This window comes from Paraburkholderia silviterrae (assembly GCF_004353915.1).
Taxonomy (GTDB): domain Bacteria; phylum Pseudomonadota; class Gammaproteobacteria; order Burkholderiales; family Burkholderiaceae; genus Paraburkholderia; species Paraburkholderia silviterrae.
The window spans coordinates 239,934-266,848 of sequence record NZ_SMRP01000005.1; the positions used below are offsets into that span (position 1 = coordinate 239,934).

General features: G+C 65.4%; 20 protein-coding genes. 6 read left to right on the forward strand and 14 right to left on the reverse strand.

What is annotated here, in order from left to right:
* Positions 1-12: 12 nt before the first annotated feature.
* The 4 genes from EYW47_RS13355 to glnA all read right to left on the reverse strand — a co-directional run bounded on the left by EYW47_RS13355 (position 13) and on the right by glnA (position 6,576).
* The gene (locus EYW47_RS13355) at positions 13-2,094 is read right to left on the reverse strand and encodes a prolyl oligopeptidase family serine peptidase (protein WP_133195308.1); all 2,082 of its coding nucleotides are present in this window, start codon (positions 2,092-2,094) and stop codon (positions 13-15) included.
* A gap of 133 nt (positions 2,095-2,227) precedes the next feature.
* Positions 2,228-3,802, reverse strand: a complete 1,575-nt coding sequence (ntrC, locus tag EYW47_RS13360) for a nitrogen regulation protein NR(I) (RefSeq protein WP_133195309.1) — start codon at positions 3,800-3,802, stop codon at positions 2,228-2,230.
* Between the two features lie 47 nt (positions 3,803-3,849).
* The gene (gene glnL, locus EYW47_RS13365; RefSeq protein ID WP_133195447.1) at positions 3,850-4,992 is read right to left on the reverse strand and encodes a nitrogen regulation protein NR(II); all 1,143 of its coding nucleotides are present in this window, start codon (positions 4,990-4,992) and stop codon (positions 3,850-3,852) included.
* Positions 4,993-5,160: 168 nt separating this feature from the next.
* Positions 5,161-6,576 carry a type I glutamate--ammonia ligase gene (gene glnA / locus EYW47_RS13370; RefSeq protein WP_133195310.1) on the reverse strand — a complete coding sequence of 472 codons (1,416 nt, stop codon included), beginning with the start codon at positions 6,574-6,576 and terminating at the stop codon, positions 5,161-5,163.
* A 507-nt stretch (positions 6,577-7,083) separates the two neighbouring features.
* Here glnA and EYW47_RS13375 point away from each other — a divergent pair.
* The gene (locus EYW47_RS13375) at positions 7,084-7,548 is read left to right on the forward strand and encodes a rhodanese-like domain-containing protein (RefSeq protein WP_133195311.1); all 465 of its coding nucleotides are present in this window, start codon (positions 7,084-7,086) and stop codon (positions 7,546-7,548) included.
* Positions 7,549-7,734: 186 nt separating this feature from the next.
* Here EYW47_RS13375 and EYW47_RS13380 read toward each other — a convergent pair whose 3' ends face one another.
* From EYW47_RS13380 to hrpA, 5 genes are all read right to left on the reverse strand, one after another.
* Positions 7,735-8,571: a competence/damage-inducible protein A gene (locus EYW47_RS13380; RefSeq protein ID WP_133195312.1), complete on the reverse strand. Its 837-nt coding sequence runs from the start codon at positions 8,569-8,571 to the stop codon at positions 7,735-7,737.
* Positions 8,572-8,613: 42 nt separating this feature from the next.
* A complete protein-coding gene (locus tag EYW47_RS13385) occupies positions 8,614-9,447 on the reverse strand; it encodes an EI24 domain-containing protein (protein WP_133195313.1) in 834 nt (277 codons plus the stop codon).
* 173 nt (positions 9,448-9,620) lie between these two features.
* The gene (locus EYW47_RS13390; RefSeq protein ID WP_133195314.1) at positions 9,621-10,649 is read right to left on the reverse strand and encodes a sterol desaturase family protein; all 1,029 of its coding nucleotides are present in this window, start codon (positions 10,647-10,649) and stop codon (positions 9,621-9,623) included.
* 45 nt (positions 10,650-10,694) lie between these two features.
* The gene (locus EYW47_RS13395) at positions 10,695-11,726 is read right to left on the reverse strand and encodes a YVTN family beta-propeller repeat protein (protein ID WP_133195315.1); all 1,032 of its coding nucleotides are present in this window, start codon (positions 11,724-11,726) and stop codon (positions 10,695-10,697) included.
* Between the two features lie 220 nt (positions 11,727-11,946).
* Complete coding sequence (hrpA, locus tag EYW47_RS13400) at positions 11,947-16,692, reverse strand: ATP-dependent RNA helicase HrpA (RefSeq protein ID WP_240763668.1); 4,746 nt, start codon at positions 16,690-16,692, stop codon at positions 11,947-11,949.
* A 23-nt stretch (positions 16,693-16,715) separates the two neighbouring features.
* On the opposite strand from hrpA, the gene argA reads away from it, so the two are divergent.
* The 3 genes from argA to proP all read left to right on the forward strand — a co-directional run bounded on the left by argA (position 16,716) and on the right by proP (position 20,582).
* On the forward strand, positions 16,716-18,116 hold the full coding sequence (gene argA, locus EYW47_RS13405; protein WP_133195316.1) for an amino-acid N-acetyltransferase: 1,401 nt from the start codon (positions 16,716-16,718) through the stop codon (positions 18,114-18,116).
* A gap of 82 nt (positions 18,117-18,198) precedes the next feature.
* Positions 18,199-18,474, forward strand: coding sequence for an oxidative damage protection protein (locus EYW47_RS13410; RefSeq protein ID WP_027793465.1), 276 nt, complete (start codon positions 18,199-18,201; stop codon positions 18,472-18,474).
* A gap of 638 nt (positions 18,475-19,112) precedes the next feature.
* Positions 19,113-20,582 carry a glycine betaine/L-proline transporter ProP gene (gene proP, locus EYW47_RS13415; protein WP_133195317.1) on the forward strand — a complete coding sequence of 490 codons (1,470 nt, stop codon included), beginning with the start codon at positions 19,113-19,115 and terminating at the stop codon, positions 20,580-20,582.
* Positions 20,583-20,707: 125 nt separating this feature from the next.
* On the opposite strand, the gene EYW47_RS13420 is transcribed toward proP, so the two are convergent.
* The 5 genes from EYW47_RS13420 to EYW47_RS13440 all read right to left on the reverse strand — a co-directional run bounded on the left by EYW47_RS13420 (position 20,708) and on the right by EYW47_RS13440 (position 24,575).
* Complete coding sequence (locus EYW47_RS13420) at positions 20,708-21,187, reverse strand: metallophosphoesterase family protein (protein WP_133195318.1); 480 nt, start codon at positions 21,185-21,187, stop codon at positions 20,708-20,710.
* A gap of 153 nt (positions 21,188-21,340) precedes the next feature.
* The gene (locus EYW47_RS13425; protein WP_133195319.1) at positions 21,341-21,772 is read right to left on the reverse strand and encodes a cupin domain-containing protein; all 432 of its coding nucleotides are present in this window, start codon (positions 21,770-21,772) and stop codon (positions 21,341-21,343) included.
* Positions 21,769-23,247 carry a mercuric reductase gene (locus EYW47_RS13430; protein ID WP_133195320.1) on the reverse strand — a complete coding sequence of 493 codons (1,479 nt, stop codon included), beginning with the start codon at positions 23,245-23,247 and terminating at the stop codon, positions 21,769-21,771. Before EYW47_RS13430 ends, EYW47_RS13425 begins: the two co-directional genes overlap by 4 nt.
* Positions 23,248-23,556: 309 nt before the next feature.
* Complete coding sequence (locus EYW47_RS13435; RefSeq protein WP_133195321.1) at positions 23,557-23,766, reverse strand: hypothetical protein; 210 nt, start codon at positions 23,764-23,766, stop codon at positions 23,557-23,559.
* 194 nt (positions 23,767-23,960) lie between these two features.
* Positions 23,961-24,575 (reverse strand): glutathione S-transferase family protein, encoded by a 615-nt coding sequence (locus EYW47_RS13440; protein ID WP_133195322.1) that lies wholly within the window; start codon positions 24,573-24,575, stop codon positions 23,961-23,963.
* Positions 24,576-25,127: 552 nt separating this feature from the next.
* Between EYW47_RS13440 and EYW47_RS13445 the strand changes: the two genes are divergently transcribed.
* Together EYW47_RS13445 and EYW47_RS13450 are read left to right on the forward strand one after the other, a co-directional pair.
* Positions 25,128-25,376 (forward strand): hypothetical protein, encoded by a 249-nt coding sequence (locus EYW47_RS13445; RefSeq protein WP_133195323.1) that lies wholly within the window; start codon positions 25,128-25,130, stop codon positions 25,374-25,376.
* Between the two features lie 432 nt (positions 25,377-25,808).
* Positions 25,809-26,081: a hypothetical protein gene (locus tag EYW47_RS13450; RefSeq protein WP_133195324.1), complete on the forward strand. Its 273-nt coding sequence runs from the start codon at positions 25,809-25,811 to the stop codon at positions 26,079-26,081.
* Positions 26,082-26,915: the final 834 nt, after the last annotated feature.

The window sequence follows — 26,915 nt, forward strand, 5'->3', positions numbered from 1 at the left end:
AGCCCGCGCCGCTCACCACGCTCCAGCGAGCGTGGTCCACAAAAAGCGGTACACGAGCGCATCGTATTGCGCGCGCTCGAGCGAGTCGCTGCCTGGCCCGTGACCGCCTTCGGTGTTCTCCAGATACCAGACGTTCGCGTGCCCCTGCTCCTGCATGCGCGCGACCATCTTGCGCGCATGCGCGGGATGGACGCGGTCGTCGCTTGTCGAGGTCGTGAAGAGCACGGGCGGATACGCAACGCCCGCCTTCACGCGCTGATACGGCGAGTATTCGGCAAGCGCGCGCCCTTCTTCGGCATCCTCAGGATCGCCGTATTCGTCCATCCATGACGCCCCCGCATGCAAGAGCGGATAGCGCTGCATGTCGAGCAGCGGCACTTCGCACACCACCGCGCCGAACAGCTCAGGCCGCTGCACCATGCACGCGCCAACCAGCAGGCCGCCGTTGCTGCCGCCCTTGATGCCCAGTTGCGCCGCGCTCGTATAGCCCTCGGCCACCAGTTGCTGCGACACCGCGATGAAGTCGTCGAACGAGCGTTGCCGATGCTCGCGCTGCGCATCCACGTGCCAGGCCGTGCCATACTCGCCGCCGCCGCGAATATGGGCGATGGCGACAATACCGCCCTGCTCCAGCCAGCCAATGCCGGAGCCGACGAGATACTGCGGCGTGAGCGCGATCGCGAAACCGCCATAGCCCGTCAACAGGCACGGCAGCGGCTTGCGCGCATCGCCCTCGAGCGCGGCGCGCGGGCCGACCACGGTAAACGGCACCATCGTGCCGTCCGCGGAGCGCGCATGGGAGCGGATCACGGCAAGCGGCGTGGAGTCGAACTGCGTGGGCCAGCGGTCGAGCAGCTCCCAGCTTTGCAAGTCCTGTTGCGCGAGATCGGCGAGCCAGTATTCGGGCGGCAACAGATAGTCGTCCACGTCGACGAAGACTTCGTCGTTGAGCGTGTCTTCGATGGGCGACACGTCCACCTGCGAGCTCGCGCGAGCCGGAAAAAGCCGCGACTGCCATGTCCACGCGCCGTCCTGCTGCTGCGGCTGCCACAGCATCGTGCGGCTTTGCACGTCGTCGAGCCACGAAACGATCAAGACGTTTTGCGTATTGGTCCAGTCGCACGCCGACGTGACCGGCGTGGGCGTGAAGAGCGGCGTGACGTGGCGCTCGCCCGCGAGAAATGCGTCTTCGCGGATCGCGAGCAGCGAGCCGCCCGCCCAGGTTTGTTCGCCAAGCGTCCAGTCGAGTCGCGGCTCGAGCAACAGCCAGCCGTGCCATGCGCCCACTGCCACGTGCGAGGGAACGTCGTAGAGCTGCCACTGGCTGCGCTCATCGAGACGATAAGTAAAGGAGTCGAAGAAGTCGACGCTGCGCACCACGTCATGGCGCTTCTCGACGGGGTCGTAATCGCCCTCCACGCTGATGTCGTCGAATTCGCCGCGAAACACCACGGGCGCGTCGGCGAGCCGCGTGCCGCGCGTCCAGCGGCGCACCTCGCGCGGGTAGCCCGAGCGCGTGAGCGTCTTCTTGCCGTGATCCCAGCCGACGTACGCGGTATCGCGGTCGATCCACGAGATGACGTGCTTGCCTTCCTTCTCGATGGCGAAGCCGCCGTCGACGAACACGCGCCTGGCGAGGTCGAATTCGCGCACGATGACGGCATCGGCGCCGCCGTCTGAAAGCTGGATCAGCGCCCGATCGCCATCGGGATAGAGGATGTCGATGCCCGCGCAAACCCAGGGCACGCGTTCAGCCGCGCCGAGCGCGTCGAAGTCGATGAGCGTCTCCCATTGCGGCTGGCGCGCGCGCCAGTCCGCCCACTTCGTGCGGCGCCAGAGGCCCTTGGGATTGTCCTCGTCCTCCCAGAGGTCGTAGGCCCACTCCTGCCAGCGGCTCGGGATCACGGGCCGCTCGCGCGGCAGATAGGCCTGTGCGAGGCGCTTCTCCAGCGCCTCGAAGCGCGCGCCGCCCTGCCACGCGCTGCGCGTGCGCGCATTCTGCTCTTCGACCCAGGCCATGGCGGCGGAGTCGTCGAGCGATTCGAGGGAGAGGAACGGATCGGCCTCGGCGGGCCAGGGGGAAGTCACGGGCATGTTCGATCATCGACGAGAAAAACAGCGTCGATTATGCCCCAGCGAGCGGCGCAGCTCCTTGCGCCTGAATGCGGCCGTGCGCGGCGGCGCAAACCGGCCGCCGAGCACGATTCATGTTGCGCTCATTGCGCACTCATTCGAGGTTGAGCTCCTGGATCTTGCGCGTGATGGTATTGCGGCCAATACCGAGGCGCTCGGCGGCCTCGACCTTGCGCCCGCGCGTAAAGTCGAGCGCTTCGCGAATCACGGCGGCCTCGAAACGGCGCGAGAGCTCGTCCATGACGCCAGCGCTGTTCTCGCGCAGCAAGCGCGCGACTTCGGTACGCAAGCCACTTTCCCACACGCTCACGGGTAGCACGGCTCCCCCGTTGGCAACCGGGAAAGTGCCCGCCAGCGCACCGGGTGCGCCAACGCTCGCGGCAGCGCCAACCGCAACACTCCCCAGCGCCGCCGCGCCGGGCGCGGACGCGAGCGGCGCGCCCACCGAGCCCGCGCCGGCCAGCGCGGCTTCGCTCAACGCCACCGCCTGGGCGCCCTCGCTTGCCGCAGCATGCGTGGGCACCAGGTCGGGCGGCAGATCCTTGATCTCGATGGTCTGCGCAGGCGCCATCACCGTGAGCCAGTTCGCGAGGTTTTCGAGCTGGCGCACGTTGCCGGGGAACGGCAGCGCCGACATATACGCCAGCGCCTCGTCGGACACGCGTTTGGGCTCGACGCCCAGCTCGCGCGCGCTCTTTTGCAAAAAGTGGCGCGTGAGCAGCGGAATGTCTTCGCTGCGCTCGCGCAGCGCCGGCAAGCGCAGGCGAATCACGTTCAGACGGTGATACAAATCCTCGCGGAACAGGCCCTGGCGCACACGCGTTTCCAGGTTCTGGTGCGTGGCCGCAATCACCCGCACGTTCGCGCGCAGCGGATTGTGGCCGCCCACGCGATAAAACTGCCCATCGGAGAGCACGCGCAAGAGGCGCGTCTGCAGGTCGAACGGCATGTCGCCGATTTCGTCGAGGAACAGCGTGCCGTTCTCGGCCTGTTCGAAGCGGCCCTGGCGCATCGCCTGGGCGCCCGTGAACGCGCCGCGCTCGTGGCCGAACAGTTCGGATTCCAGAAGATCTTTCGGGATGGCCGCGGTGTTCAGCGCAATGAACGGGCCGTTCGCGCGTGGGCTATGCCGGTGCAAGGCGCGCGCGACAAGCTCCTTTCCGGTGCCCGACTCGCCGGTGATGAGCACGGTGGCCGCCGAATGCGAGAGGCGGCCAATGGCGCGAAACATGTCCTGCATCGCGGGGGCCTGGCCCAGCATCTCGGGCGCCTCGGCGGGCCGCTCGTCCCACTGCTGCTCGCCGCGCATGCTCTCGTCCACGGCGCGGCGGATCAGCTCGACGGCCTTGTCCACGTCGAAAGGCTTGGCGAGATATTCGAACGCGCCGCCCTGGAACGCGGCCACCGCGCTATCGAGGTCCGAGAACGCGGTCATGATGATGACGGGCAAGCCCGGCACGCGCTCGCGCACCGTCTGCAGCAATTCGAGGCCCGAGCCGCCCGGCATGCGAATGTCGGAGACGAGCACCTGCGGGCTGTCGTGATCGAGCGCGCCCGCGGCGTCGCGCACGTTCGAGAAGCTGCGGGTCGCGAAATTCTCGCGCGCAAGGGCCTTTTCGAGCACCCAGCGTATCGATTGGTCGTCGTCTACTATCCAGATCGGCTTCATAAGGTCGGTCAGAAGTCCTGGTGGCGTGCGTTAGTGGTAGCGGTAGATCAGCAGTCGAGCGGCAGCAGGATCTGAAATTCCGTGTGGCCCGGCCGGCTTTCCACTTCGATCAGTCCGTCGTGCTGCTGGACGAACGTTTGCGCGAGCGTGAGCCCGAGACCGCTGCCATCCTCGCGTCCGGAGACGAGCGGATAGAAGATGCGGTCGCGGATGTCCTCGGGAATGCCGGGTCCGTTGTCGATGATATGCAAGTCCAGTGCCAGCTTGCACAGACGTTTTGAAATCGTGATCTTGCGTGCGATGCGCGTGCGCAGCTCGATGCGCGCATCGCCTTGCGAAATGCGTTCGCGCAGCGCCTGCGCCGCGTTGCGCACGATGTTCAGCAGTGCCTGGATCAGCTGCTCCTTGTCGCCGCGCAGGTCGGGCACGCTCACGTCGTAGTCGCGCTCGATCGTGAGGCCGCGCGGAAACTCGGCAAGAATCACGGCGCGCACGCGCTCGCACACTTCGTGAATGTTCACGTCGCCGACGATATGCGGATGCCGGTGCGGCTCGAGCAGCCGGTCGACGAGCGTCTGCAGCCGGTCGGACTCCTTGATGATCACCTGCGTGTACTCGCGCAGCTCGCCGCGCTCGAGCGTGCCGAGCTCGAATTCGAGCAGCTGCGCCGCGCCGCGGATCCCGCCGAGCGGATTCTTGATCTCGTGAGCGAGATTGCGGATCAGATGCTTGTTGACCGTCGCGAGGTCGTGAATGCGCTCCTCGCGATCGCTCCTGATGTGCCGCTCGTTCTCGAACAACTCGAGCAGCACGTAGTCGGGCGCGCTCTCGAGGAAACCGACGATCGCGTGCACGTGCAACGGCTCGCGGCCCGGGCGCTCGAGCGTGGCGTCGAGGCGCGTCGCATGAAAGCGGTGCGCCGCGATCGACGCGATCGTTTCGAGCAGTTCGTCCGCGTTGGAAAAAAGATCGGACCACGCCATCTGCGCGAGCTGGCGCCGCGAAAGATCGAGCATCGCTTCGGCCGAAGGGTTCGCGAACGCCACGCGCAAGGTGCGCTTGTCGAGCACGAGCACGACGGTGGGCAGCGCTTCGAAGCCGGGCAACAGACCCGACTCCACGAGCGTCGCCTCGTCCGAGAGCGCCTCCGCGTGACCCTTCCTTGCCTTGATCAGATTCTTGAGCACCATGTTGCGGGCTGGCTTGTTCAATCCATGTTGGTAAAAGACAGCGATGCGGCGATCACGCCAACTTCGGACCAACGAAAAAGGGACGGCGCTGCCGTCCCTTTACGAGCGTTTCGCCGACGTCGGAGAAGGCGCTACGCTCGCTTGCGGCCAGCGTAGCACCATCGTCGATTACAGCGAGTAGTACAGTTCGAACTCGACCGGGTGCGTGGTCATGCGCACGCGCTGGAGCTCGCCTTCCTTCAGGTCGAGGTAGGCGTCGATCATCGAATCCGTGAACACGCCACCGCGCGTCAGGAACTCGCGATCCTTGTCGAGCGCTTCCAGTGCCTGGTCGAGGCCCGCGCAAACGGTCGGGATCTTTGCATCCTCTTCCGGCGGCAGGTCGTACAGGTTCTTGTCGGCAGCTTCGCCCGGGTGGATCTTGTTCTGCACGCCGTCCAGACCCGCCATCATCAGTGCCGAGAAGCACAGGTACGGGTTGGCCAGCGGATCCGGGAAGCGCGTTTCGATACGGCGGCCCTTCGGGTTCGAGACGTGCGGAATACGGATCGATGCCGAGCGGTTGCGTGCCGAGTAAGCGAGCTTGACCGGCGCTTCGAAGTGCGGGACCAGACGCTTGTACGAGTTCGTGCCCGGGTTCGTGATGGCGTTGAGCGCGCGAGCGTGCTTGATGATGCCGCCGATGTAGAACAGCGCGAACTCGGACAGGCCTGCGTAGCCGTTACCCGCGAACAGGTTCTGGCCGTCCTTCCAGATCGACTGGTGAACGTGCATGCCCGAACCGTTGTCGCCAACGATCGGCTTCGGCATGAACGTCGCCGTCTTGCCGTACGTGTGCGCGACGTTGTGGACGATGTACTTCAGTTGCTGCGTCCAGTCCGCGCGCTGAACCAGCGTCGAGAACTTGGTGCCGATTTCGTTCTGGCCCTGGCCCGCCACTTCGTGGTGGTGCACTTCGACCGGAATGCCGATCTGCTCGAGCAGCAGGCACATTTCCGAGCGGATGTCCTGGAACTGGTCGACCGGCGCGACCGGGAAGTAGCCGCCCTTCACGCCCGGACGGTGACCCGGGTTGCCGCCTTCCATTTCGCGCGACGACGACCACGGTGCTTCATCCGAGCCGATCTTGACGAACGTGCCCGACATGTCCGTGTTCCACTGGACCGAGTCGAAAATGAAGAACTCGGGTTCCGGACCGAAGTAGGCCGTGTCGCCGAGACCCGTGCTCTTCAGATACGCTTCGGCGCGCTTGGCGAGCGAACGCGGGTCGCGCTCGTAGCCCTTGCCGTCGGCCGGCTCGACCACGTCGCAGGTCAGAACGAGCGTGGACTCTTCGTAGAACGGGTCGATGAACGCAGTGTTCGCGTCCGGAACGAGCAGCATGTCCGAGGCTTCGATGCCCTTCCAGCCGGCGATCGACGAACCGTCAAACGCATGGCCCGACTCGAACTTGTCTTCGTCGAATGCCGACAGCGGCACCGAAACGTGCTGTTCCTTGCCGCGCGTATCGGTGAAGCGGAAGTCGACAAACTTGACGTCTTCGTCCCTGACGAGCTGCATGACGTCGGCCACGGATTTACTCATAACCTATTCTCCTGATTAACGATTTCGGCGAACGTTGCCGCCGTGCCAATTCTGTTGATCCATGCTGACCGCTCTTGCACGCCTCGAGCAGGCCGGCTGCGAATCGATCGGAACATCTAAAGCAGCTTCCGTGCCAGCTTTGCGCCACGCTAGCGCAAACCCAATCTGGGCGCGTGCCTGAAGTAAAACGACGCGCGCCGCAAACGTGCCGGCTCCACAAACGAGCCGCCTCGCCGCACCATTTCCGTGCACTCCCGGATTTGGCGCGCGAAACCGACTCCATTATGGTGCATAAAACCATCGCCGCACCAATTCGATGCAAAACCCGCTGGGCGACGCGTTACACGCACCTCGCACGCACCCGCCTGGCGTGTGCGAAGGGTCTAGGTTAGCGCACCACCGCCCCGCCGAGGCTCTTTTATGCGGCATGGACGCCCCCTTCCCGCACCCATGCAGCGCGCTAGAATGATCTTTTGGTTCAACACGAGAAACAGGAGATCTGCTGTCATGAGTACGCTCGAACAGTTGTACGCCCAAGCCGAAAAGCGCCGCGCCGAGAATCAGTTGCCCTATGCGGGCGCGGTCTCGCCCGCCGAGGCGTTCGAGCTTCTGCAACTCGATGCGCGCGTGAAGCTCGTCGACGTGCGCACGCGCGCCGAGCTCGATTGGGTCGGCCGCCCCGTGGTCGGCGACGGCCAGTATGCCCATGTCGAGTGGACGCGCTACCCGGGCGGCGTGCCCAACGCCGAATTCATCGCCCAGCTCAAGAGCGTCGCCGATCCCGAAGCGCCCGTGCTGTTCCTCTGCCGCAGCGCCGCGCGCTCGAAGCTCGCGGCCATCGAGGCCGCCAAGGCCGGCTACAAGCAGGCGTACGATCTGCTCGAAGGCTTCGAAGGCGACAAGAACAGCGAAGGGCATCGCAAGACGGTCACGGGCTGGTGCTTCCGCGGCCTGCCCTGGCTGGGCGCCTGACGAGAAAGCCGCCCGCCTGGCCTCGATCGGCTGAATCGATTGCGGCCGCGGTCCGCCAGCGCGAGTCCGACGGACCACTTTGGGTGCCGCATGTGACACGGCGATGATGGCGCCGCACGCCCGGCACACGCGGCACGCCCGGGGCGGCGCCCATTCCGGGTCAACCCGCGCCGGGCCTGGCCAGCCTTATCGGGCCGGCGCGGCGTTGCCGCTTTTAGCCGGCTCGGGCGGCTCCACGATGTCGCCACCCAGCAGATGCACGCCTTCGCGCAGCTTCACGAACGCTGCCGCCACTGCCTCCGGCTCCCCTTTCACGCCCAGATCGATATGCCGGCGCGCATAAATGCCGCCGCGCTCCGCGTCGCCCACACTCGGCAGGCTGAACACGCGCACGCCCGGGAAATCGCGCTCGATGCGCTCCATGAGCGGCGTGAGCGTCGACTCCGGCAGTTCGAACACCAACAGCGACCTCTCCGCATGCGGCGTCTGATGATGCAGATGCGCGTACTTCGTATCGAGCACCCATTCGATCATCGGCCAGGCCATCACCGGAAAGCCCGGCACGAAATGGTGATCGCGAATCGAGAAGCCCGGGATCTTGTTATAGCCGTTCGGGATGATCTCGCAGCCCTGCGGGAAGGTGCCCATCTGGAAGCGGTGCTGGTTCTCGGGCGAATTGAAGTCGACCGGATCGGCGCCCGTGTGCATGTCGCGGATGCGCTCGCTAATCAACGTCCTCGCGTCCGGGTGCAGCGCAAGCGGCACGCCAAGCGCGGCCGCGGCGCACTGGCGCGTGTGGTCGTCCGGCGTTGCGCCGATACCGCCCGTGGAAAACACGATGTCGCCCGAAGCAAACGAGCGCTCGAGCGTCGCCGTGATGCGCGCCGGGTCGTCGCCGACGTATTCGGCCCAGTCGAGCGCGAGGCCGCGCGCGCCGAGCAGCTCGATTACCTTCGGCAGATGCTTGTCGGTGCGGCGTCCCGAGAGAATCTCGTCGCCGATGATGATGACGCCAAATGCCATGAGTTGCCTCGTCGTAATCGCAAGAATGGGGTGTAGTGAACTTCAGTGCACGATCGTCACGTCATGCCCTGTCGGGCGCGCCTCTTCCGCGCGCAGGCGCTGGAGCGCGCGCAGGCAGTAGTGGCCGAACCAGAGCGCCGTGAACACCAGAATGAACGCATAGATCCAGATGGTCGCCACGGCGACGAACGGGAAAAACAGCAGCAGCCAGGCGGAGGCAATCCAGACCACCGTGGGCAGCGAGCTGAGCAGGCCGCTCGCCACGCCGATCGCGAGCAGTGGCAACCGGTGCCGCCGCACGAGCTCGCGCCGCTCCTCGGTAGTGGCGTGCAGCGCGAGTGCGTCGTAGGTCATCACGCGATAAGTCAGCCAGCCCCACAGCAGCGGCGGCACGAGCGCGAAGAACGGCGGGAAAAACCAGAACGGCAGCGAGACGCACAGCAGCACGATGCAAATCACCGTGGTCCAGAGCGAATGAAACAGGCTGCCGTACCAGCTGCCGCCGTGCCGGGCCTCCAGCATGGCGTATTGCCGGGCCGTGAGATGGCGGATCACACGCGGCATCGAGATCGCGACGATCAGCAGCAACACGGTAATGACGATGAGCGGAACCGACAGGACGATCACCACGAACGGCCCGATCATGTTGCGCAGCGTGCCGTAGCCGAGCAGGTCGAACAGATGATAGAGGTACGCGGTGGCCCACCAATGCTCGAGCGCGGGACGCAGCGCATCGATGAGCGGTTGCCAGAACACATAGAGCAAACCGCCCCACACCCCCGCCGCCACGAGGAACGGCGCGAAGGTGAGGAACAGCATCGAGGGATGGAGTGCGCCGGCAAGCGCGCGTCCGAATGAGCGCAGCAGATCGTTCATGCGAGGGGGAAATGTGCGGTAAGACGAGGAAGCATCGCGAGGCCCACGGGTTCGGTGCGTCAAATCGACAGCATAAACCACGGCGCGGTGGGCCGGCCAATGACTAGAAGCACGAGACGCGCACGATGCGCACGTCTCGGCGGGAAAGCGGAAGAACGGGCAGGAACTTCGGATCAGGCGGCGCTGGCGTCGTCGCGGGTTTCGCCTTTTGAGCGCCGCTGCGCCGAGAGGCGGTGCGCGATGCGCCGGAACGCGAGCCCTTGCTGCGCCCAGAAGCCTTCGCCATAACGAGCGCCTTCGAGCTGGTCGCGAATGCCGGTAGGCTCGATCTCACGATTGAACGACGCGCTGCCGAACATCATGTCCCACCAGGGAAACAGCACGCCGAAATTGCAGCCATAGGTCGTGCCCTCGTGGCCATAGCCGATCGCGTGATGGCGACGATGAAAGCGCGGGCTCACGACGAGGCGCTCGCCGAGCCAGCCGAAGTGCACGCGAATATTGGCGTGCTGCACGTTCTGGACGAAGTTCGTGATGGCGACGAGCACGACGAACTGCGCGGGCGGCACGCCAATCACGAGCGCGATGGCGGCGAACATGCAGGACTGTCCCAGCACGTCGAGCAGGTGATTGCGGTTATCGCACCAGAACGACATCTTGCGCTGGCTATGATGGACCGCATGCAGCTCCCACCACAGGCCGAAGCGGTGCGAGAGCCGGTGATACCAGTAGCCGAAGAAGTCGAGCACGACCAGATAGATCGCGAACGTGACGAGCGGCACGGTCGTGACGCCGGGCCAGAGATTGTCGATGTCGACACTCATTACGCCATGCAGCCGCAGCCAGCCCTGGGCGCGGTCGAAAGCCGGCTGCAGCGCGAAAAAGAACAGCAGATTGAAGATGCCGAGCCGCGTGATCCAGGTATAGAGGGCGTCCACGCCCACGCCCTTGCGGCCGCGCCATTTTTCCACCGGCATGAGCGCTTCGAGCGGACGCAGGATCGCGTACATGGCCGCGATCTCCAGCACGCCGACGATCACCCAGTAGAGCGCATCGAACGTGTCCTCATCGACATCCATGAAGCCGGCGTAAAAAAGCAGCGGCTGCAGGATGTTCACATAGACGAGCGTCTGGAGCCACGACACGAGGTCGTCGGCGCCGGACGCGGCCCAATGTGCGCAGGAACTCAGAAAGGCAAGCATGGGTGACGGCAATCCATCGACGAGGCTCGCGCCGCGGTCAGTAACTCAGGCGCCGTTGGGCGACATGACCGGCGCGCGGTCGTAGAAGTAGATGCCATGCGGCGAGCGGCCCACGGGAATCGTCTTCACGAGCTTCTTCGTTTGCATGTCGATCAGGCCGATGCGCTTGGCGAAGCGGAACGTGACCCACAGGTAGCGCTTGTCGGCGGTGAGCTCCATGTCGTCGGGCCCAGGCAACAGGCCGTTGATCTCGCCCACTTTCTCGAGCGACTCTTCGTCGATGATGCTGATGACGTTCGAGACGCGGCTCGACACCAGCACGTGGCGGCCGTCCACCAGCGAGCGGAAGTTGTGCGCCGCCTTGCCCACCTGGATCGTCTTGATGACCTTCTGGTTGCGCCAGTCCACCACCGCGACGTAGTCGGCGCCCGTCATGCCGACGAGCAGGTACTTGTCGCCGGGAGTGAGCCACAGGCCCGCGGGCGCCGCGCCCACTTTCATCTTCCAGAGCACGCGCTGGGTGGGCAGGTCCACCGCCGCGACCTCGCCCGACACCTGCAGCGAGACGAACACGGTGTTGCTGTCCTTCGTGAACGCGAGGTGGCTCGGCATGGCCGAAAGCGGCAGGCGCTTTGCAATGGTGAAATTGCCGGCGCCGCCATAGTGATAGATGTCGAGACGGTCAAGACGCAGGCCCGTGGTCACGAACCACTTGTTGTCGGGCGAGAAGCCGAGCTGATACGGGTCTTCGATATTCTCGATCCAGCGCTGCGGCTTGCCCGTCTTCGGGTCGACGAACAGCAGGTTGTTCGACACCGAATTCGCGACGATGAGCGAGCTGTTGTCCGGCGTCGGGAACAGGTGGTGTGGTTCCTTGCCCGTGGGCACGGTGCCGACCACTTCGTGGGTCTTGTCGTCGATGAGGCTCAGCGTGGCTTCGCCCGAGTTCAGCACGATGATGTTGTTCGCGTGCGCGGCGGTGGCGGGAATACCCGCGAGCGCGGCACAGGCCAGCGCTGCGCTGGCGGCCTTCACAACGAGGCGGCCCGCGGCGCGGCGGAATGTTTGATTACGCATGGGGAGTCGTTTCCGGACAGATTCGTGATTGTAGAACGTCTACCTTCCCGCAAGGTTGACGTAGGGCTGATGAAATGCGACCGGGTGCCGCGCCCGGTCCTCGTTTTGCCCTGTTTTGTGCTCTCCGGCGCGCCTTTTCGAACTTTTGCGACCGTCCGGGGCCCCGGCGTGCCGGACGGCCCGCGACGGGCCGCGACGAGCCGCGAGCCGTCGCAAGACGTCAGCGCAGCATCGACTCCCAGACCTTGTGGAGCCGCTTGACCGACACCGGCATGGGCGTGCGCAGCTCTTGCGCGAACAGCGAGATGCGCAGCTCCTCGAGCAGCCAGCGGAACTCGGACAGGCGCGGATCGAACACGCCACCGCGTTGCGCGAGCGCGCGCTGATACTGCTGCGCGAGCGGCAGGAGCTCGGCCGCCTGACGCGCGTCGCGGGCCGGATCGGCGCGCAGCTTGTCGATGCGCAGCGCCACGCCCTTGAGATAGCGCGGGAAATGCACGAGCTGCGCGTACGGCGTCTCCAGGATGAAACGCTTGCCGATGAGCGCATCGACCTGCGCCTGCATGTCCGCCGCCGGCGCGCCGAAGGCCTTCGCCTGCACGAGCTTTTTCGTCACCGACGCGTATTCGGCAAGGATCTGGCCGACGAGCCGCGCGATCTCCTGCGCGAGCAGCGAGAGACGGCCGCGGCCTTCGTCCTTGCGCGCGTGGAAGCTGGCTTCATCGTCGGGCAGCGGATCCTGCAGGCAGGCGCGGTCGAGCGCGAGCTCGATCAACTGGTCGCGCAATTCTTCCTGGGTGGCCCGCGCCATGAACTGCATTGCCATCTCGCGCAGGCCCGGCAGGTTTTTCTCCATATAGCGGATCGGCTCGCGCAATTGCAGCGCAAACAGCCGCCGCAAGCCGGCGCGATGGATGCGCGCGGCCTCTTCGGGCGAATCGAACACTTCGACGTCGCAATGCGCGCCGCGGTCGACCAGCGCCGGATAGCCGAACAGCGTCTGGCCGCCCCGGCGGATCTCCAGCAGCTCGGGCAGCTTGCCGAAGTTCCAGGTCGTGAGGTTCTCGTAGAGTGCGGTGGCCGGCGCGGCGTCGCTGGACGCGCTCGTGTGCGGCGCGTGGCTCTGCGTCGACCCGCTCTTCGCCGCACCCGCCTGCGCGTCGGCGCCGCTCTGCTGTGCGTCTTGCGCCGCGGTGCGCGGCGCCCCTGCCCCACGCGCCTCCAGCGCCGCGAGCGCGGTCGCACTCGCAAGCTTCTGGAACTGCTGCTGCGCCTGCGCGCCAAGCTCGCTGCGCAGTTGCGCGAGATTGCGGCCCATCGCGAGCTGGCGACCGTGCTCGTCGATCACCTTGAAGTTCATGAAAAGGTGCGCCGGCAGCAATTCGAGCTTGAAGTCGGACGACTTCAAGGCGATCTGCTTTTGCTCGCGCACGTCCGCGATGAGCGCCTCGACCAGCCCGCCCGCGCCGAAGCGCTCACCGCCTATACGCTCGGCAAAGCCCGCCGCGTAGTCGGGCAACGGCACGCAATGGCGGCGCAGCTTCTGCGGCAGCGACTTCAGCAACTGATGCGCCTTCTCCTTGATCATGCCCGGCACGAGCCATTCGCAGCGACGCGCGTCGACCTGGTTGAGCGCGTAAAGCGGCACCGCAAGCGTCACGCCATCGCGCGGCGAGCCCGGCTCGAAGTGATAGGTGAGCGCCATCGCCACGCCCGACATCGTCATGCGCTTCGGGAACAGCTCGGTCGTCACGCCAGCGGCCTCGTGGCGCATGAGGTCGTCGCGCGAGAGATAGAGCAGGCGCAGCTTGTCTTCGGGCTGAGCGCTCTTTTTCACCTCGTCGCGATACCAGCGCTCGAACGACGCGCCGGAATAGATGCCCTCGGGAATCGCCTGATCGTAGAACGCGAAGATCAGCTCGTCGTCGACGAGCACGTCCTGGCGGCGCGACTTGTGCTCGAGCTGCTCGATATCGGCGAGCAGCTTGCGGTTGTGCGCGAAGAACGCGAGCTTCGTGTCGAACTCGCCCTCCACGAGCGCGCCGCGAATGAAGAGCTCGCGGGCACGCGCCGGGTCCTGCTTGCCGAACGCCACGCGTCTGCGCTGATAGACCGGCAGGCCATACAGCACGCCGCGCTCGAACGCGCTCACCTGCGCCGCGCGTTTTTCCCAGTGCGGCTCGGAAAGCGACTTGCGCAACAGATGCGCGCCCACCTTCTCGAGCCACTCGGGCTCGATCTTCGCGATGCAGCGCGCGTACAGCCGGCTCGTCTCGACGAGCTCGGCCGCCACGACCCAGCGCCCCGCTTTCTTCACGAGCGCCGAGCCCGGCCACAAGTGGAACTTGATGCCGCGCGCGCCGAGATAGTGCGGCTCATCGTCGGCTTTCAGGCCGATATTGCCGAGCAATCCCGTGAGCAGCGCGTGATGGATCTGCTCGTAGGTCGCGTCCGCTTCGTTGATGCGCCAGCCGTGCTCGCGCACCACCGTGAGCAGTTGCGAGTGGACGTCGCGCCATTCGCGCAGCCGCAGATGCGAGAGGAAATTCGCGCGGCACGAATCCACGAGCTGCTTGTTCGACTTCTTGTGCGCGACGGCGTCCTCGAACCAGGCCCAGATCTTGAGCCACTGGAGGAATTCGGAGCGCTCGTCGGCAAAGCGGCGATGCGCCTGGTCGGCCTGTTCCTGCGCCTCGACGGGCCGGTCGCGCGGGTCCTGCACCGAAAGCGCGCTCGCGATGATGAGCACTTCGCGCATGGCCTGCTCGTCGCGCGCACCGAGAATCATGCGGCCCACGCGCGGATCGAGCGGCAGGCGCGCGAGCTCGCGGCCCAACAGCGTGAGCGCGTTGTCGTCGTCGACGGCGCCGAGTTCATTGAGCAGCTGATAGCCATCGGCGATCGCGCGGCCCGGCGGCGGCTCGATGAACGGAAACGTCTCGATCGCCGTGAGATGCAGCGATTTCATGCGCAGGATCACCGCCGCAAGCGACGAACGCAAAATTTCCGGATCGGAAAATTTTGGCCGCGAAAGGAAATCCGGCTCCTCATAGAGGCGGATGCAAATGCCGTCCGCCACACGGCCGCAACGGCCCGCTCGCTGGTTCGCGGCGGCCTGCGAGATCGACTCGATCTGCAACTGCTCGACCTTGTTGCGGTACGAGTAACGCTTCACGCGCGCGAGGCCCGTGTCGACCACGTAGCGGATGCCCGGCACCGTGAGCGAGGTTTCCGCCACGTTGGTGGCCAGCACGATGCGGCGCGCGTTCGACGGCTTGAACACGCGCTCCTGCTCCTGCGCGGAAAGCCGCGCGAACAGCGGCAAGATCTCGGTGTGCGGCGGATGATGCTTGCGCAACGCCTCGGCGGCGTCGCGGATCTCGCGCTCGCCGGGCAGGAACACGAGCACGTCGCCGGAGCCTTCGCGGCACAGTTCGTCGACGGCGTCGACGATGGCGTCCATCAAATCGCGGTCGGCATCCCTCTGCGACTTGGCGCCTTTATCGCCGCGCTCGCGCCCCGTCGTCCCCTGCGCGGCCTTCACCGCGGGGCTGTCCTCCTGCACCGGCCGATAGCGCACCTCGACCGGATACAGCCGCCCGCTCACCTCGATCACCGGCGCGGGCTTGTCCTCGCTGCCGAAATGGCGCGCGAAGCGATCGGCGTCGATGGTCGCCGAGGTGACGATCAGCTTCAAATCGGGACGGCGCGGCAGGATCTCCTTCAGATAGCCGAGCAGGAAGTCGATGTTCAGGCTGCGCTCGTGCGCCTCGTCGATGATGATCGTGTCGTAGGCCTTGAGCAGCGGATCGGTCTGCGTCTCGGCGAGCAGGATGCCGTCGGTCATGAGCTTGACCGACGCGCCCGGCGCGAGATTGTCCGTGAAGCGCACCTTGTAGCCGACCACCTCGCCGAACGGCGTGCCGAGCTCTTCGGCAATGCGGCGGCCCGTGGCCGACGCCGCGATCCGGCGCGGCTGCGTATGGCCGATTAGGCCGGTGCCGCCCGCGCCGCGGCCGCGGCCGAGCGAGAGCGCGATCTTCGGCAACTGCGTGGTCTTGCCCGAGCCGGTCTCGCCGCTCACGATCACGACCTGGTTTTCGGCGATGGCGCGCGCGATCTCCGCGCGGCGGCCCGAGACCGGCAGCGCTTCGGGAAACGTGATCGGCGGAATGGGATTCGGCTCGACCGGGGCGCGTGGCGCACGTGGGGCGCGCGGCTCGCCTGGCTGGCGCTCGGCGCGTGGCGCACGTTCGCCTTCGTTGGCGGGGCTCGATGCGTTTTCGGTTCTGCGCTTGCTGGACTGCGGCGGCTTCGGCTCGCGCGCCTGATCGGGCTGCTTCGGCTGCTGCGCGCGCGGCGGCTGCTCGCGCGCAGCCTGCGTCTGCGCTTGCGCGTTGCGCGGTTCGCCGCGCCGCGCCGTGCGTTCATCGTTACGCGATGCACCGGGCTGTGCTGCCGGTGCTTTCTCGTTCCGACGCGCCGCACTCGGCTCGGTTCGCGAATCGCTATGCGACGCGCCCGGCTGTGTGGCGGCCCGCTCCGTCTGCGGATCACGACGCGCCTCGCCGGTTCGTCCCGCGCCCCGCGATTCAGCGCGGGCGGACGGCTGCGCTGCCGGCCTGTTTTCGCTACGCCGTGGTGCATGCGCCTCGGTGCGCGGCGACGTTTGTGCTTGCGTGGGCGCCGCCGCCTTCGCTGCGCCTGGCTCCTGCGTCTGCGCGCGCTTCGGCTCGACGTTCTGACTAATTTTCTCGCCAGCCGCCTGCGCGCCCTTGTGCTGTTTCTGCGGATGACTCGCCCCGCCGCTCACGAGCGCGGCAAGCCGATCGGCAGACGCCAGCTTCTGTCCGCCGCCATACTTCTGCGAAGCGCGCTTTTCCTGCGCGTCGCCGTGCGCCGCGTCTTTGCCTGCAGGGGTGTTGCTGCCCTGCGCCGAGGCAGGTCTTTTGGGTACATTCGACATGGGGGCGCATTATAATCCCGGGCATGAATTCCCAAACCGACCTCGTCCCCGCCTCCGCGAGCGCGCCGGCCTCCGCCGCCGCGGAATCCGCTTCAGAGCAAGCTGCCCAGCAAGCCGCGCAGCACGCGCAGTTCGTCGACTGGATGCGATCGGTCGCGCCCTACATTCACGCATTCCAGGGCAAGACCTTTGTCGTCGGCTTCGGCGGCGAAGTCGTGCACCAGAATCTGCTCAACGCGCTCGTCGCCGACATCGCGCTCTTGCAGGCCATGGGCATCCAGATCGTGCTCGTGCACGGCTCGCGCCCGCAGGTCGAAGAGCAGATGAGCCTGCACGGCGTCGAGTCCGAGTTCTCGCACGGCATGCGCATCACCAATGCCCGCGCGCTGGAGTCGGCGAAAGAAGCCGCCGGCGAAGTGCGACTCGACATCGAAGCCGCGATCAGCCAGGGGCTGCCGAACACGCCGATGGCGCACGCGCACATCAGCGTGGTCTCGGGCAATTTCGTGACGGCGCGGCCGGTCGGCATTCTCGACGGCGTCGACTTCCAGCACACGGGCGTCGTGCGCAAGATCGACGCCGATTCGATCCGCCATTCGCTCGCGAGCCGCAAGCTCGTGCTGCTCTCGCCGCTCGGCTTCTCGCCCACCGGCGAGGCGTTCAACCTGTCGATGGAAGACGTCGCCTCGGCGGCGGCCATCGCGCTGCGCGCCGACAAGATCATTTTCCTCACGGAAACGCCGGGCCTCATCAACGAGGAAGCCGAGCTGATCCGCGAAATGTCGCTCGACGACGCCTACAAGCTGCAGGAGAGCGGGACCGTGCTCGGCGACGCCGGCTTCTATCTGAAGCACTCGATCCGCGCCTGCCGTGGCGGCGTGGGCCGTGCGCACATCGTGCCCTACGCGCTCGACGGCAGCCTGCTGCTCGAACTGTTCCTGCACGACGGCGTGGGCACCATGATCTCGTACGAGAACCTGGAGAGCCTGCGCGAAGCCACGCCGGACGACGTCGGCGGCATTCTCACGCTGATCGAGCCGCTCGAAAGCGACGGCACGCTCGTGCGCCGCGGGCGTCACCAGATCGAGCGCGACATCGACCACTTCTCGGTGATCGAGCACGATGGCGTGCTGTTCGGCTGCGCCGCGCTCTACGCGTATCCGCAAGAGCGCATCGGCGAAATGGCGTGCCTCACGGTCTCGCCCGAGGCGCAAGGCTCCGGCGACGGCGAGCGGCTGCTGCGCCGCATCGAGCAGCGCGCGCGTGCGCGTGGCCTCACACGCATTTTCGTGCTCACCACGCGCACCGAGCACTGGTTCCTGAAGCGCGGCTTCGTGAAGGTCACCGTCGACGACCTGCCCGAAGACCGCCGCCGGCTCTACAACTGGCAGCGCAAGTCGCTCGTGCTGATGAAACAGCTATGAAAGCCGCGTCCCCATCCGGGGAGTGGCCGCCAAGCGAAGCGAAACGCGCCGCCCACACCTACGACTACAGGAGAAGCACAGCATGGCCCGTATGATCCAATGCGCCAAGCTCGGCAAGGAAGCCGAGGGACTCGATTTTCCGCCGCTGCCGGGCGAGCTCGGCAAACGCATCTACGAAAACGTCTCGAAAGAGGCATGGCAGGCCTGGCTCAAGCAGCAGACCATGCTCATCAACGAGAACCGGCTGAACATGGCCGATCCGCGCGCGCGCCAGTATCTGATGAAGCAGACGGAGAAGTTCTTCTTCGGCGAAGGCGCCGATCAGGCGTCGGGCTACGTGCCGCCGACCGAAGGCTGAAATGCCTGCGCCGCGCGCCGGGATCCGTCCCCGGCGGCCGTCTCCACGACGGCATGCGAAGCGGCCAGACGGACCGCAAAAACCGCGCCTCCAGGTGCGGTTTTTTTATGCACTTCATGCATTTTCAGAGCGCATTTCAAAAGTCGCTTAATTCGCGCAATCCCCCGCCACACGGGGCCTGGCGCGCTCACCGGGATCCCCGCCTGACGGGCGGTTTGCGCGATCTTTCGTTATCGTGCTATCATAACGCTTCTTTCAACAGGCATTAGCCATCAATTGCATTCAGGCCGGCACCCAAAACCGCTACTTGCCTGATTGCTTTCACACAAAAAGAACGCTCCGCCACGCGGGCTTTCTTTTTCGTTCAGCGGCGCTTCACTGAGCACCCTCGTGCCGGTCCAGCGTCCTCATGCGTCCTGCCCCCCAACCACGGCCACGCAGGCGCGCAACGCTTACGCACAATTCGATTGAGTGTCGTTTCGCGACACGTCAGCATGTCACTCGTGCACCGCCTGCCTCGCAGACGGACCGGGCGCCCTCCCTTTGCGGCGTTCGTGCGCGAAATGTCGCCGCTATCGCGAAACGGCACTCTCCGGCAACCGTGGCGAGCCTTCGCAGGCTCGTCGCTGTCATTGGAGATGCAAACCTTGACCGCTTCCACTTCCGGTTCATCGGCGACTTCGACCGATCTCACCTTCGACGACATTACGATCGTCGACAAAAGCCTCCTCAAACGCGCCGTCGGCGCCATGGCGCTCGGCAACGCCATGGAATGGTTCGACTTCGGCGTGTACAGCTACATCGCCGTCACGCTCGGCCAGGTGTTCTTCCCGTCGAGCAGCCCCTCGGCGCAGCTTATCGCCACCTTCGGCACGTTCGCCGCGGCCTTTGTCGTGCGCCCGATCGGCGGCATGGTGTTCGGGCCGCTCGGCGACCGCATCGGCCGCCAGCGTGTGCTCGCAATGACCATGATCATGATGGCCTGCGGCACCTTCGCCATCGGCCTGATTCCGTCGTACCACTCGATCGGCATTGCCGCGCCCGTGCTGCTGCTCGTGGCGCGTCTGATCCAGGGCTTCTCGACGGGCGGCGAGTATGGCGGTGCTGCAACCTTCATCGCCGAATTCGCCACCGACAAGCGCCGCGGCTTCATGGGCAGCTTCCTCGAGTTCGGCACGCTGATCGGCTACGTGCTCGGCGCGGGCACGGTCGCCGTGCTGACCGCCGTGCTTTCGCATCAGCAACTGCTCGACTGGGGCTGGCGCATTCCGTTCATGATCGCGGGCCCGCTCGGCCTCGTGGGTCTTTACATCCGCACGAAGCTCGAGGAAACGCCCGCCTTCAAGCGCGAAGCCGAACTGCGCGAAACCGAAGAGCACGCGCGTCCGAAGCTCACGCTGAAGTCGCTCGTCACGGAGCATCTGCGCCCCTTCCTGCTGTGCGTAGGCCTCGTGCTGATCTTCAACGTGACCGACTACATGGCGCTCTCGTACCTGCCCAGCTATCTCTCGGCGACGCTGCACTTCAACGAAACGCACGGCCTGTTCCTCGTGCTGATCGTGATGGTCCTGATGATGCCGATGACGCTCGGGTTCGGCCGCCTCTCGGACGCCATCGGCCGCAAGCCGGTGATGCTAGCGGGCTGCGTAGGCCTGATCGTGCTGTCGATTCCCTCGCTCACGCTGATCCAGACGGGCGAGCTCCTGCCGGTATTCTTCGGGCTCCTGATTCTCGGCGTGCTGCTTTCGTGCTTTACGGGCGTGATGCCCTCCGCGCTGCCGGCGCTGTTCCCGACCGCGATCCGCTACGGCGCGCTCGCGATTGGCTTTAACGTGTCGGTGTCGCTGTTCGGCGGCACGACGCCGCTGGTCGCCGCCTGGCTCGTCGAGCACACGCAGAACCTGATGATGCCCGCGTACTACCTGATGGGCGCCGCGGTGATCGGCATCATTTCGGTCGTGTCGCTGCACGAGACGGCGCGCAAGCCGCTGCCGGGCTCAACACCGTGCGTCGGCACCCGGGCCGAGGCCCATGCAGTGATGCGCGGCGTGCGCGTCGCCCGAGAAATCGACGAGGATTACGCCGCGCACGCTGCGGTGCGGGTGTAACGAACGCAGTCGTGGCGCCGCAGTCGTGGCACCGTTGTGATGCGCTACGCACTGAGGATTTCGCATCGGAAATCATCGAAGGCCAGCCATGTGCTGGCCTTTTTTACGTCTCGAGGGCGACGTGCTCAGTCGACCAGCCGCGTGTGCTCGACGTTCAGCACGCCATCGTTTCCGATCGTCAACATCGCGGCGGAAATGGGCAATTTGAAGCGGCGCGGTCCGGCGCTGCCCGGATTCACGTAGCGCACGCCATCGCGCATTTCAAGCGCCGGCTTGTGCGAATGGCCGCTGACCACGATGGCGAAGCCCTGCGCTGCCGGGTCGCCACGCAGGTCGGGCAATTCGTGGACGACCGCAATCGCGATACCGCCGATTTCGACGACGGTTTGCACCGGCAGCGCCTCGGCCCATGCGCCGTGGTCGTTATTGCCACGCACGGCAGTCAGCGGCGCGATCGCGGCGAGCCGGTCGAGCACGCCTGGCTCGCAAATATCGCCCGCGTGGACGATCGCATCGCAGCCCGTCAGGAAGCTCAACAGCTCGGGCCGCACGAGATTGTGCGTATCGGAAACCAGCGCGACGCGCAGCGGATGTTGACGTGACATGGGACGGTGTTTCGTAACGGAAAAAAGGTTGCGGCGCGAGCGACGATCGAGCGCGTGGTCCGCACGGTTTGCTGCTCAGCCGATACGGGTGATTATCGTCGACGTGCCGCGCGTCTCGTCTCCGAAAGGAAAATTCCGCCGAAGCCGGCCGGCTCACCCGCGTTCGTCAGCAGCCGCGCCAAAATACACGGCGAGCCAGACCGAGGGCGCCGCCGTGTCGGTCCACGCCACGCGGTGCCGGCAGTGCGCGGGAATATGCATGTAGTCGCCGGGGCGCATCGGGTGGCGCGCGCCGCCTTGCGCTTCGAATTCCAGCTCCGCCGCGCCCGCGAGCAAAACCACCCACTCGTCGCGCGGATCGTCGTACCAGAACCCTTCCGGACTCGCCTGCCCCGTCGAGACGATCCGTTCGATCAGCACGCCGGCTCGCGCGACGAGCCGCTCGAAACGCTCGTCGTGCGCGCCGGCTTCGATGCCCGCGTAGAGGTTGCCGCCCAGTGCATTGCCTGATGCATTGCCTGATGCGTTGCCTGATGCGTTGCCAGCGCGGTCGTCGGCATGCGCGTGCTCGCCGGGCGCGCTCATGCGAGCGGCCTCAGTCCGTCAAGCAAGGTCGGGACCAGTTCGCTCACTGTCGGGTGAATGTGCATCGCATATTCGAGCGTCGTGTACGGCGCGTCGGCGGTCATCGAGTCGATGAACGTGTGGATCGCCTCGTCGCCTTCTATGCCGAAAATCGTCGCACCAAGAATGCGCCGCGTTTGTGCATCGACCAGCGCCTTCATGAATCCGTCCGTCTCGCCGCGCTCGCGCGCGCGGCCGACGCGCGACATCGGCATCGTCGCGATCAGCGCGGGCCGCCTGCTTGCGCGTACCTCGCGCTCGCTCAATCCCACGCGCGCAAGCGGCGGATCCACGAATACGGCATAGGCCGGAATGCGCGCGTCGGCACTGCGCGGCACGCCGTCGAGCAAGTTCGCCGCGACGATCTGGTAATCGTCGTACGAGGTATGCGTGAACGCCCCGCGCCCGTTCACGTCGCCAAGGGCCCACACCCCTGGCACGCGCGTGCGCAGTTCTCCGTCGACGGGGATGAGGCCGTGTTCGTCTCGCTCGATGCCTGCCGCGTCGAGCCCGAGATCGTCGGTATTCGGAATGCGGCCTGTGGCGAACAGCAGATGCGAGACATCGAGCGCTTCGCGCTCGAGCTCGATACGTATGCCGTCCGGGTGCGCGGCGCCCGCCGCCGCGCTTGCGCCAACCACACCGGCGGCGCCGCTCGCGCCCAGCGGCGCCACGCTGCGCGGCGCGTTGCCGAAGCGAAACTCCACGCCTTCGTGCGCAAGCACATCCTGAACGGCCTGCGCGACATCATCGTCTTCGCGCGCCAGAATGCGCTCCCCACGCACGAGCACCGTCACGCGGCTGCCGAAACGGCGAAACACCTGCGCAAATTCGAGCGCCACATAGCTGCCGCCGACAATCGCCAGATGCGCCGGCAATGTCTCCAAAGCGAGCATCGTCGAGTTGGTTTCGTATCGGATACGCTTGAGCCCGGGCAGCTCGGGCACAGCGGCGCGCGTTCCGGTATTGATGAAGATCTCGGGCGCTTCGAGCGCCGCCGTTTCGCCGCCCGCCAACGTCACACTGACCGTATGCGCACCGGTGAAACGTGCATGCCCCTGCAGCACCGTCACGTTGGGTGCATTGCGCAGCCAGCGCTCGACACCATCACGCGACGCGCCAATGATGCGGTCTTTACGCTCTTTCACGAACGCGAGATCGACGCTCACTTCGGCGCCTTGCGCGCCGTTTTCCGCGCCACCGGGCGCGGCATTGCCGATCCGCACGCCGAAGTCGGCCGCGTGGCGCGCCACATGCGCGGCACGCGCGCAGGCCACATAGGCCTTGGTCGGCGTGCAACCGACATTCACGCAAGTGCCACCGAACGCCGCGCGCTCGATCACCGCCGTCTTGCGTCCGCTGGCTCCGAGCCGCACCGCTAGCGGCGGACCGCTCTGCCCCGTGCCGATCACGATCGCATCGAAACGCTGTGCCATGCCGACCTCCTTCTCGCGAAACGTCGTGCCGCTCGCCTGCGGGCATCACGTTCGCGCCATCTTACGCCGGCAACTCAAGCGCCGCGCGTGAACGCGCGATTCCGTCGTGCATCGGCAGCCGGCGCGACAAAGCGGTCAAAACATCGGGATTTCCAATCGGAAAATGAGAAAAAAAGAGCCGCCCCGAATCATGAGGCGGCTCACAGGGTGACGTCACAACAGCAAACGGGCGAAGCCGCTGCGCGTCGGGGGAGAGTCGTAAAACGGTATGCTGTCTTTGGCCTGTCCGCAGCTCGAAGGAAAATCGGATCAGTGAACGCGTTCAGCCTGCGCAGCACATTCATGGCTTGCGCACCAGAGTTCGCGCGAACGCTGCAGCGCCGCGCGTGCACCGCGCGTCGCCACCATCAATCCGATCTGGCCCATATTGAAGTCGAGCGACACCATCAGCTGCATCAGGTCCACCATCGGCAGAACCAGGGCTGGCTGATACAGCTGTCGTTCGATAAAGGACTTCATGACGGCTCCCGCTTGAACCGCCGAGCCATCATGACGCAGCGGTATATCCATGAGAGCCATTCTAGGAATGTAGCGTCTGCCGATAAATGGCCCAGACGCGAAGTCACTTGTCGCTAAACGCGAACAATCGGGCAAACAGCAGCGCTAACAACGGGACAGAACGATCAGCGGGTCCGCACGCGCGGCCCCGCGGCTCACTCGAGCGGCGTCGCCACGAACTCGGGCAGCGCTTCGGCGCGGGCGGAGTGCGCGGCGAGCGCCGGATAGCGCGCGGGGTCCGCAACGCCCGGCAAGATGTGCTGCGTGAAGCGCCAGGCCACTGCGGCCGTGATGTCGGCCTGCGTGATCCGCCCCGCACACAGCCAGCCCGCACGGCCGCCCAGCAGCTGGTCGAGCACGGCATACGCAGCGTGCATCTGCGCATTGACGCGCTCGAACCACGGCTCGTGCTGACGCTCCTCGGGCCGCAACTGGCGCTCGTACACCTGCTGCACCGTCTTCTCCATGGCCGCCAGCGCGAACCCGTTCACACGCAGCGCGAAGGTACGCTCCTGCGATTCTTCCGGCATGAGGCGCCGCACCGCCGGGACCTTGCGGTCGAGGTAGTCGAGGATGAGCGTGGAATCGATCAGCAGCGTGCCATCGTCGTCGATGAAGGTCGGGGCTTTCACGACCGGGTTGATCTGCGCGAACTCGTCGTAGTGCCTGAACACCGACACGCTGCGATGCTCGAACGGCATCCCGAGCACGTGCAACGAAATTGCGACACGGCGCACATACGGGGAATCCATCATGCCAATCAACTGCATTGCTTCACCTCGTACAAGAAAAGGGGACCGGACAGCCGATAGTGCAGCATCGGCGGATGCATTTCAAGATCAGCAAGGCGGTCCTCGCAATCGACCGTTCTCGACCTGCGACCACCTTGTTCGCTCCAGAAAAACAGTGCCTGATTCCATGAGCCGGAGCGAGCGTCGCCGGGAATATTGCGTGACGGCACCGCGAAAACTGATCGATATCAAACATCAAATGGGGCCAAACGTAGCCGTGTCGATGTGCCACGCAAGATTTATTTTGTCCGGCGCTACATTCGTTAGCTGACGTCCCGCGTGACGCGACGCGCCATTGTTGCGCCGCAATGTCCCCGACTGTCGCGATCCGTCACCATGCGGCTGCTCGCACAGCCGCGCCACGTAAGGCTCGACGTGTCGCAGGTCGCAACACAAGGACGCCGAAGTATTACTCGCCCTGCATTTCAAGGGGTTTTCGCTCGCCGCATGTGCTGCACTGCATCGCCGGGAAACTCCTGGATTCGTACGCCGAAAGGCTGAGATAGTCTGACTGCACTAGGAGACGAAATCATGAGACAAGCATTCAATGTTGGCGTTGTCATCGTCCTCGCACTGCTCCTCGGGAACCGGGTCATGACACGCGTGCAGGCGCACGAGAGTGGCTCGCTCACCTGCTCGAAGGGTTCGGAACTCGTCCGACTGGACGCGCTGGCGCGCGGATTCACCGCCGTCGGCGCACGCAGCCAGGGAGAAAATTTCCTCTCGTCCTGCCTCGTCTCCGGCCAGGCACAAGTCGGCGATATCGTCGCGCACGACTAAGTCCCCCCCTCGCACCGTCCCGGACGCCCCGCGTGCGGGGCGCGCCGCGAACGGCAAGCACAAGCTTGCGCGGTGTTCCCGCGCGGCGTGCACACGGGCTTGGCACGTTCCGTGACATAGACACACGTCGCTGACGCGTTGGCTGCACAATCCCTGCGCGCGCGCTTTGGTATCTGCGCTAAAGCGTCCAGGCAGGTTCGTCAGCGGTCCGGGATCCCGGACCGCACGCACCACAACGCGCTAGCCCTGCGCGGGCGGTGCCACCGGCTCTTCAGAGCCGATCGCCACTTTCACAGTGCCCTCGCCCGCCCCCAACAGCGCGCGTCGATAAACCCCATGCCCCGATCTGCAAAGGACGTTAATTAACAATTCCTTCGAGTTGCCAATGCGCATGTTTGGCGGCGACAATGGTGCGCGATCAGGAGGAATTTTATGAAAGGCAGCATCGTGTTGCTTGGCCTTAGCATGTTGGCGGCATGTACGTCGGTAACCGGTGTGAATTCGAGACAGGATGGGCATCTTTCGGTAACGAGCCGTGCGCGCTGGGACATCATCTCGTGGAACCGCGTGCGCAGCGCCGGCTTCAAGGAAGCACAGGCGTATTGCGACAAGCAGCATAAGGAGATGCACGCAGTCGAAGTGCACAGCGAAGGCCTGCGAGGTGTCACCGCGCAAACAGTAGAGGTAATCTTCGACTGCATCTGATTCGACTCCCGCCGTGCCGTACAGCCCCGCCCATCAAGCACTTCCCCGGTCAGCATCGTGTTTGCCACACAAATATTGCGTAATCGCAATAGTTTGTTGTCGTTCCCCCTGATACTCAATTCGCATCCCGCAGATACACTGACGTGTAACGTTTTGTTCCGGCATGTATCATGCTCACCACCTTTTTCATTGTGTCGCCCTTGGCGATTGCCGCGCTGTTCGGCTTTGCGCGGCTCGTCAATCCGCGTACCGGCCAGATCGGCAGCCGCTGAGCGCACCGTCGCCGCCTGAGGCCGCCAGGCTGGCGCCCGGCGTCATGCGCGTGTCTGCACGCGGGTGGGCACTTGCGGCACGCCGGATCATCGCCCCTTCCCCTCCTCAGCCTCGCCCCATTGCTGCGCGCGCGAACGCACGCCCCATACAGGACATTCCAGTAACGCCAGGAAGCAGCAACAAAAAACCCGCGAAGCTTTACGCTTTCGCGGGTTTCAGGATTCCAGCGGAACGCGCTGGAACGATTCTTGGTGCCGGCGACCGGAATCGAACCGGTAAGCCGTGAGGCGGCGGATTTTCGTCACACTACGTCTTTCGACGCCATCCGCAAGGTTCTTGCGGGTGTTCGTGCGCTGGACTATGCCTTCGCCCTAGCCATGTAGCGCGCGGTCAAGCCGCACCTTGGCCTTAGGCGCCCCCCGTCTAGTCTCTACACCTTCCAGGCTGGCGCGCATCGCGTCAGCCGGCTTGGCTCGGCGTCGCCTCGGCGCAATGCGCGCTCGCGCACCGCAAAGTCCAGGGGTTTCGCCGAATTTGAGGGGTTCTGCACCGGCCGTTTCC

Excerpts from the sequence above, each read along its gene's own strand:
- glnL (WP_133195447.1), bottom strand. The coding sequence starts at position 4,992 with ATGGTGCTCAAGAATCTGATCAAGGCAAGGAAGGGTCACGCGGAGGCG.
- EYW47_RS13355 (WP_133195308.1), bottom strand. The coding sequence starts at position 2,094 with ATGCCCGTGACTTCCCCCTGGCCCGCCGAGGCCGATCCGTTCCTCTCC.
- EYW47_RS13445 (WP_133195323.1), top strand. The coding sequence starts at position 25,128 with ATGAGACAAGCATTCAATGTTGGCGTTGTCATCGTCCTCGCACTGCTC.
- ntrC (WP_133195309.1), bottom strand. The coding sequence starts at position 3,802 with ATGAAGCCGATCTGGATAGTAGACGACGACCAATCGATACGCTGGGTG.
- EYW47_RS13380 (WP_133195312.1), bottom strand. The coding sequence starts at position 8,571 with ATGGCATTTGGCGTCATCATCATCGGCGACGAGATTCTCTCGGGACGC.
- EYW47_RS13425 (WP_133195319.1), bottom strand. The coding sequence starts at position 21,772 with ATGAGCGCGCCCGGCGAGCACGCGCATGCCGACGACCGCGCTGGCAAC.
- proP (WP_133195317.1), top strand. The coding sequence starts at position 19,113 with ATGCAAACCTTGACCGCTTCCACTTCCGGTTCATCGGCGACTTCGACC.
- EYW47_RS13410 (WP_027793465.1), top strand. The coding sequence starts at position 18,199 with ATGGCCCGTATGATCCAATGCGCCAAGCTCGGCAAGGAAGCCGAGGGA.
- argA (WP_133195316.1), top strand. The coding sequence starts at position 16,716 with ATGAATTCCCAAACCGACCTCGTCCCCGCCTCCGCGAGCGCGCCGGCC.
- EYW47_RS13440 (WP_133195322.1), bottom strand. The coding sequence starts at position 24,575 with ATGCAGTTGATTGGCATGATGGATTCCCCGTATGTGCGCCGTGTCGCA.
- EYW47_RS13450 (WP_133195324.1), top strand. The coding sequence starts at position 25,809 with ATGAAAGGCAGCATCGTGTTGCTTGGCCTTAGCATGTTGGCGGCATGT.
- EYW47_RS13385 (WP_133195313.1), bottom strand. The coding sequence starts at position 9,447 with ATGAACGATCTGCTGCGCTCATTCGGACGCGCGCTTGCCGGCGCACTC.
- glnA (WP_133195310.1), bottom strand. The coding sequence starts at position 6,576 with ATGAGTAAATCCGTGGCCGACGTCATGCAGCTCGTCAGGGACGAAGAC.
- EYW47_RS13395 (WP_133195315.1), bottom strand. The coding sequence starts at position 11,726 with ATGCGTAATCAAACATTCCGCCGCGCCGCGGGCCGCCTCGTTGTGAAG.
- EYW47_RS13375 (WP_133195311.1), top strand. The coding sequence starts at position 7,084 with ATGAGTACGCTCGAACAGTTGTACGCCCAAGCCGAAAAGCGCCGCGCC.
- EYW47_RS13435 (WP_133195321.1), bottom strand. The coding sequence starts at position 23,766 with ATGAAGTCCTTTATCGAACGACAGCTGTATCAGCCAGCCCTGGTTCTG.
- EYW47_RS13420 (WP_133195318.1), bottom strand. The coding sequence starts at position 21,187 with ATGTCACGTCAACATCCGCTGCGCGTCGCGCTGGTTTCCGATACGCAC.
- EYW47_RS13390 (WP_133195314.1), bottom strand. The coding sequence starts at position 10,649 with ATGCTTGCCTTTCTGAGTTCCTGCGCACATTGGGCCGCGTCCGGCGCC.
- EYW47_RS13430 (WP_133195320.1), bottom strand. The coding sequence starts at position 23,247 with ATGGCACAGCGTTTCGATGCGATCGTGATCGGCACGGGGCAGAGCGGT.
- hrpA (WP_240763668.1), bottom strand. The coding sequence starts at position 16,692 with ATGTCGAATGTACCCAAAAGACCTGCCTCGGCGCAGGGCAGCAACACC.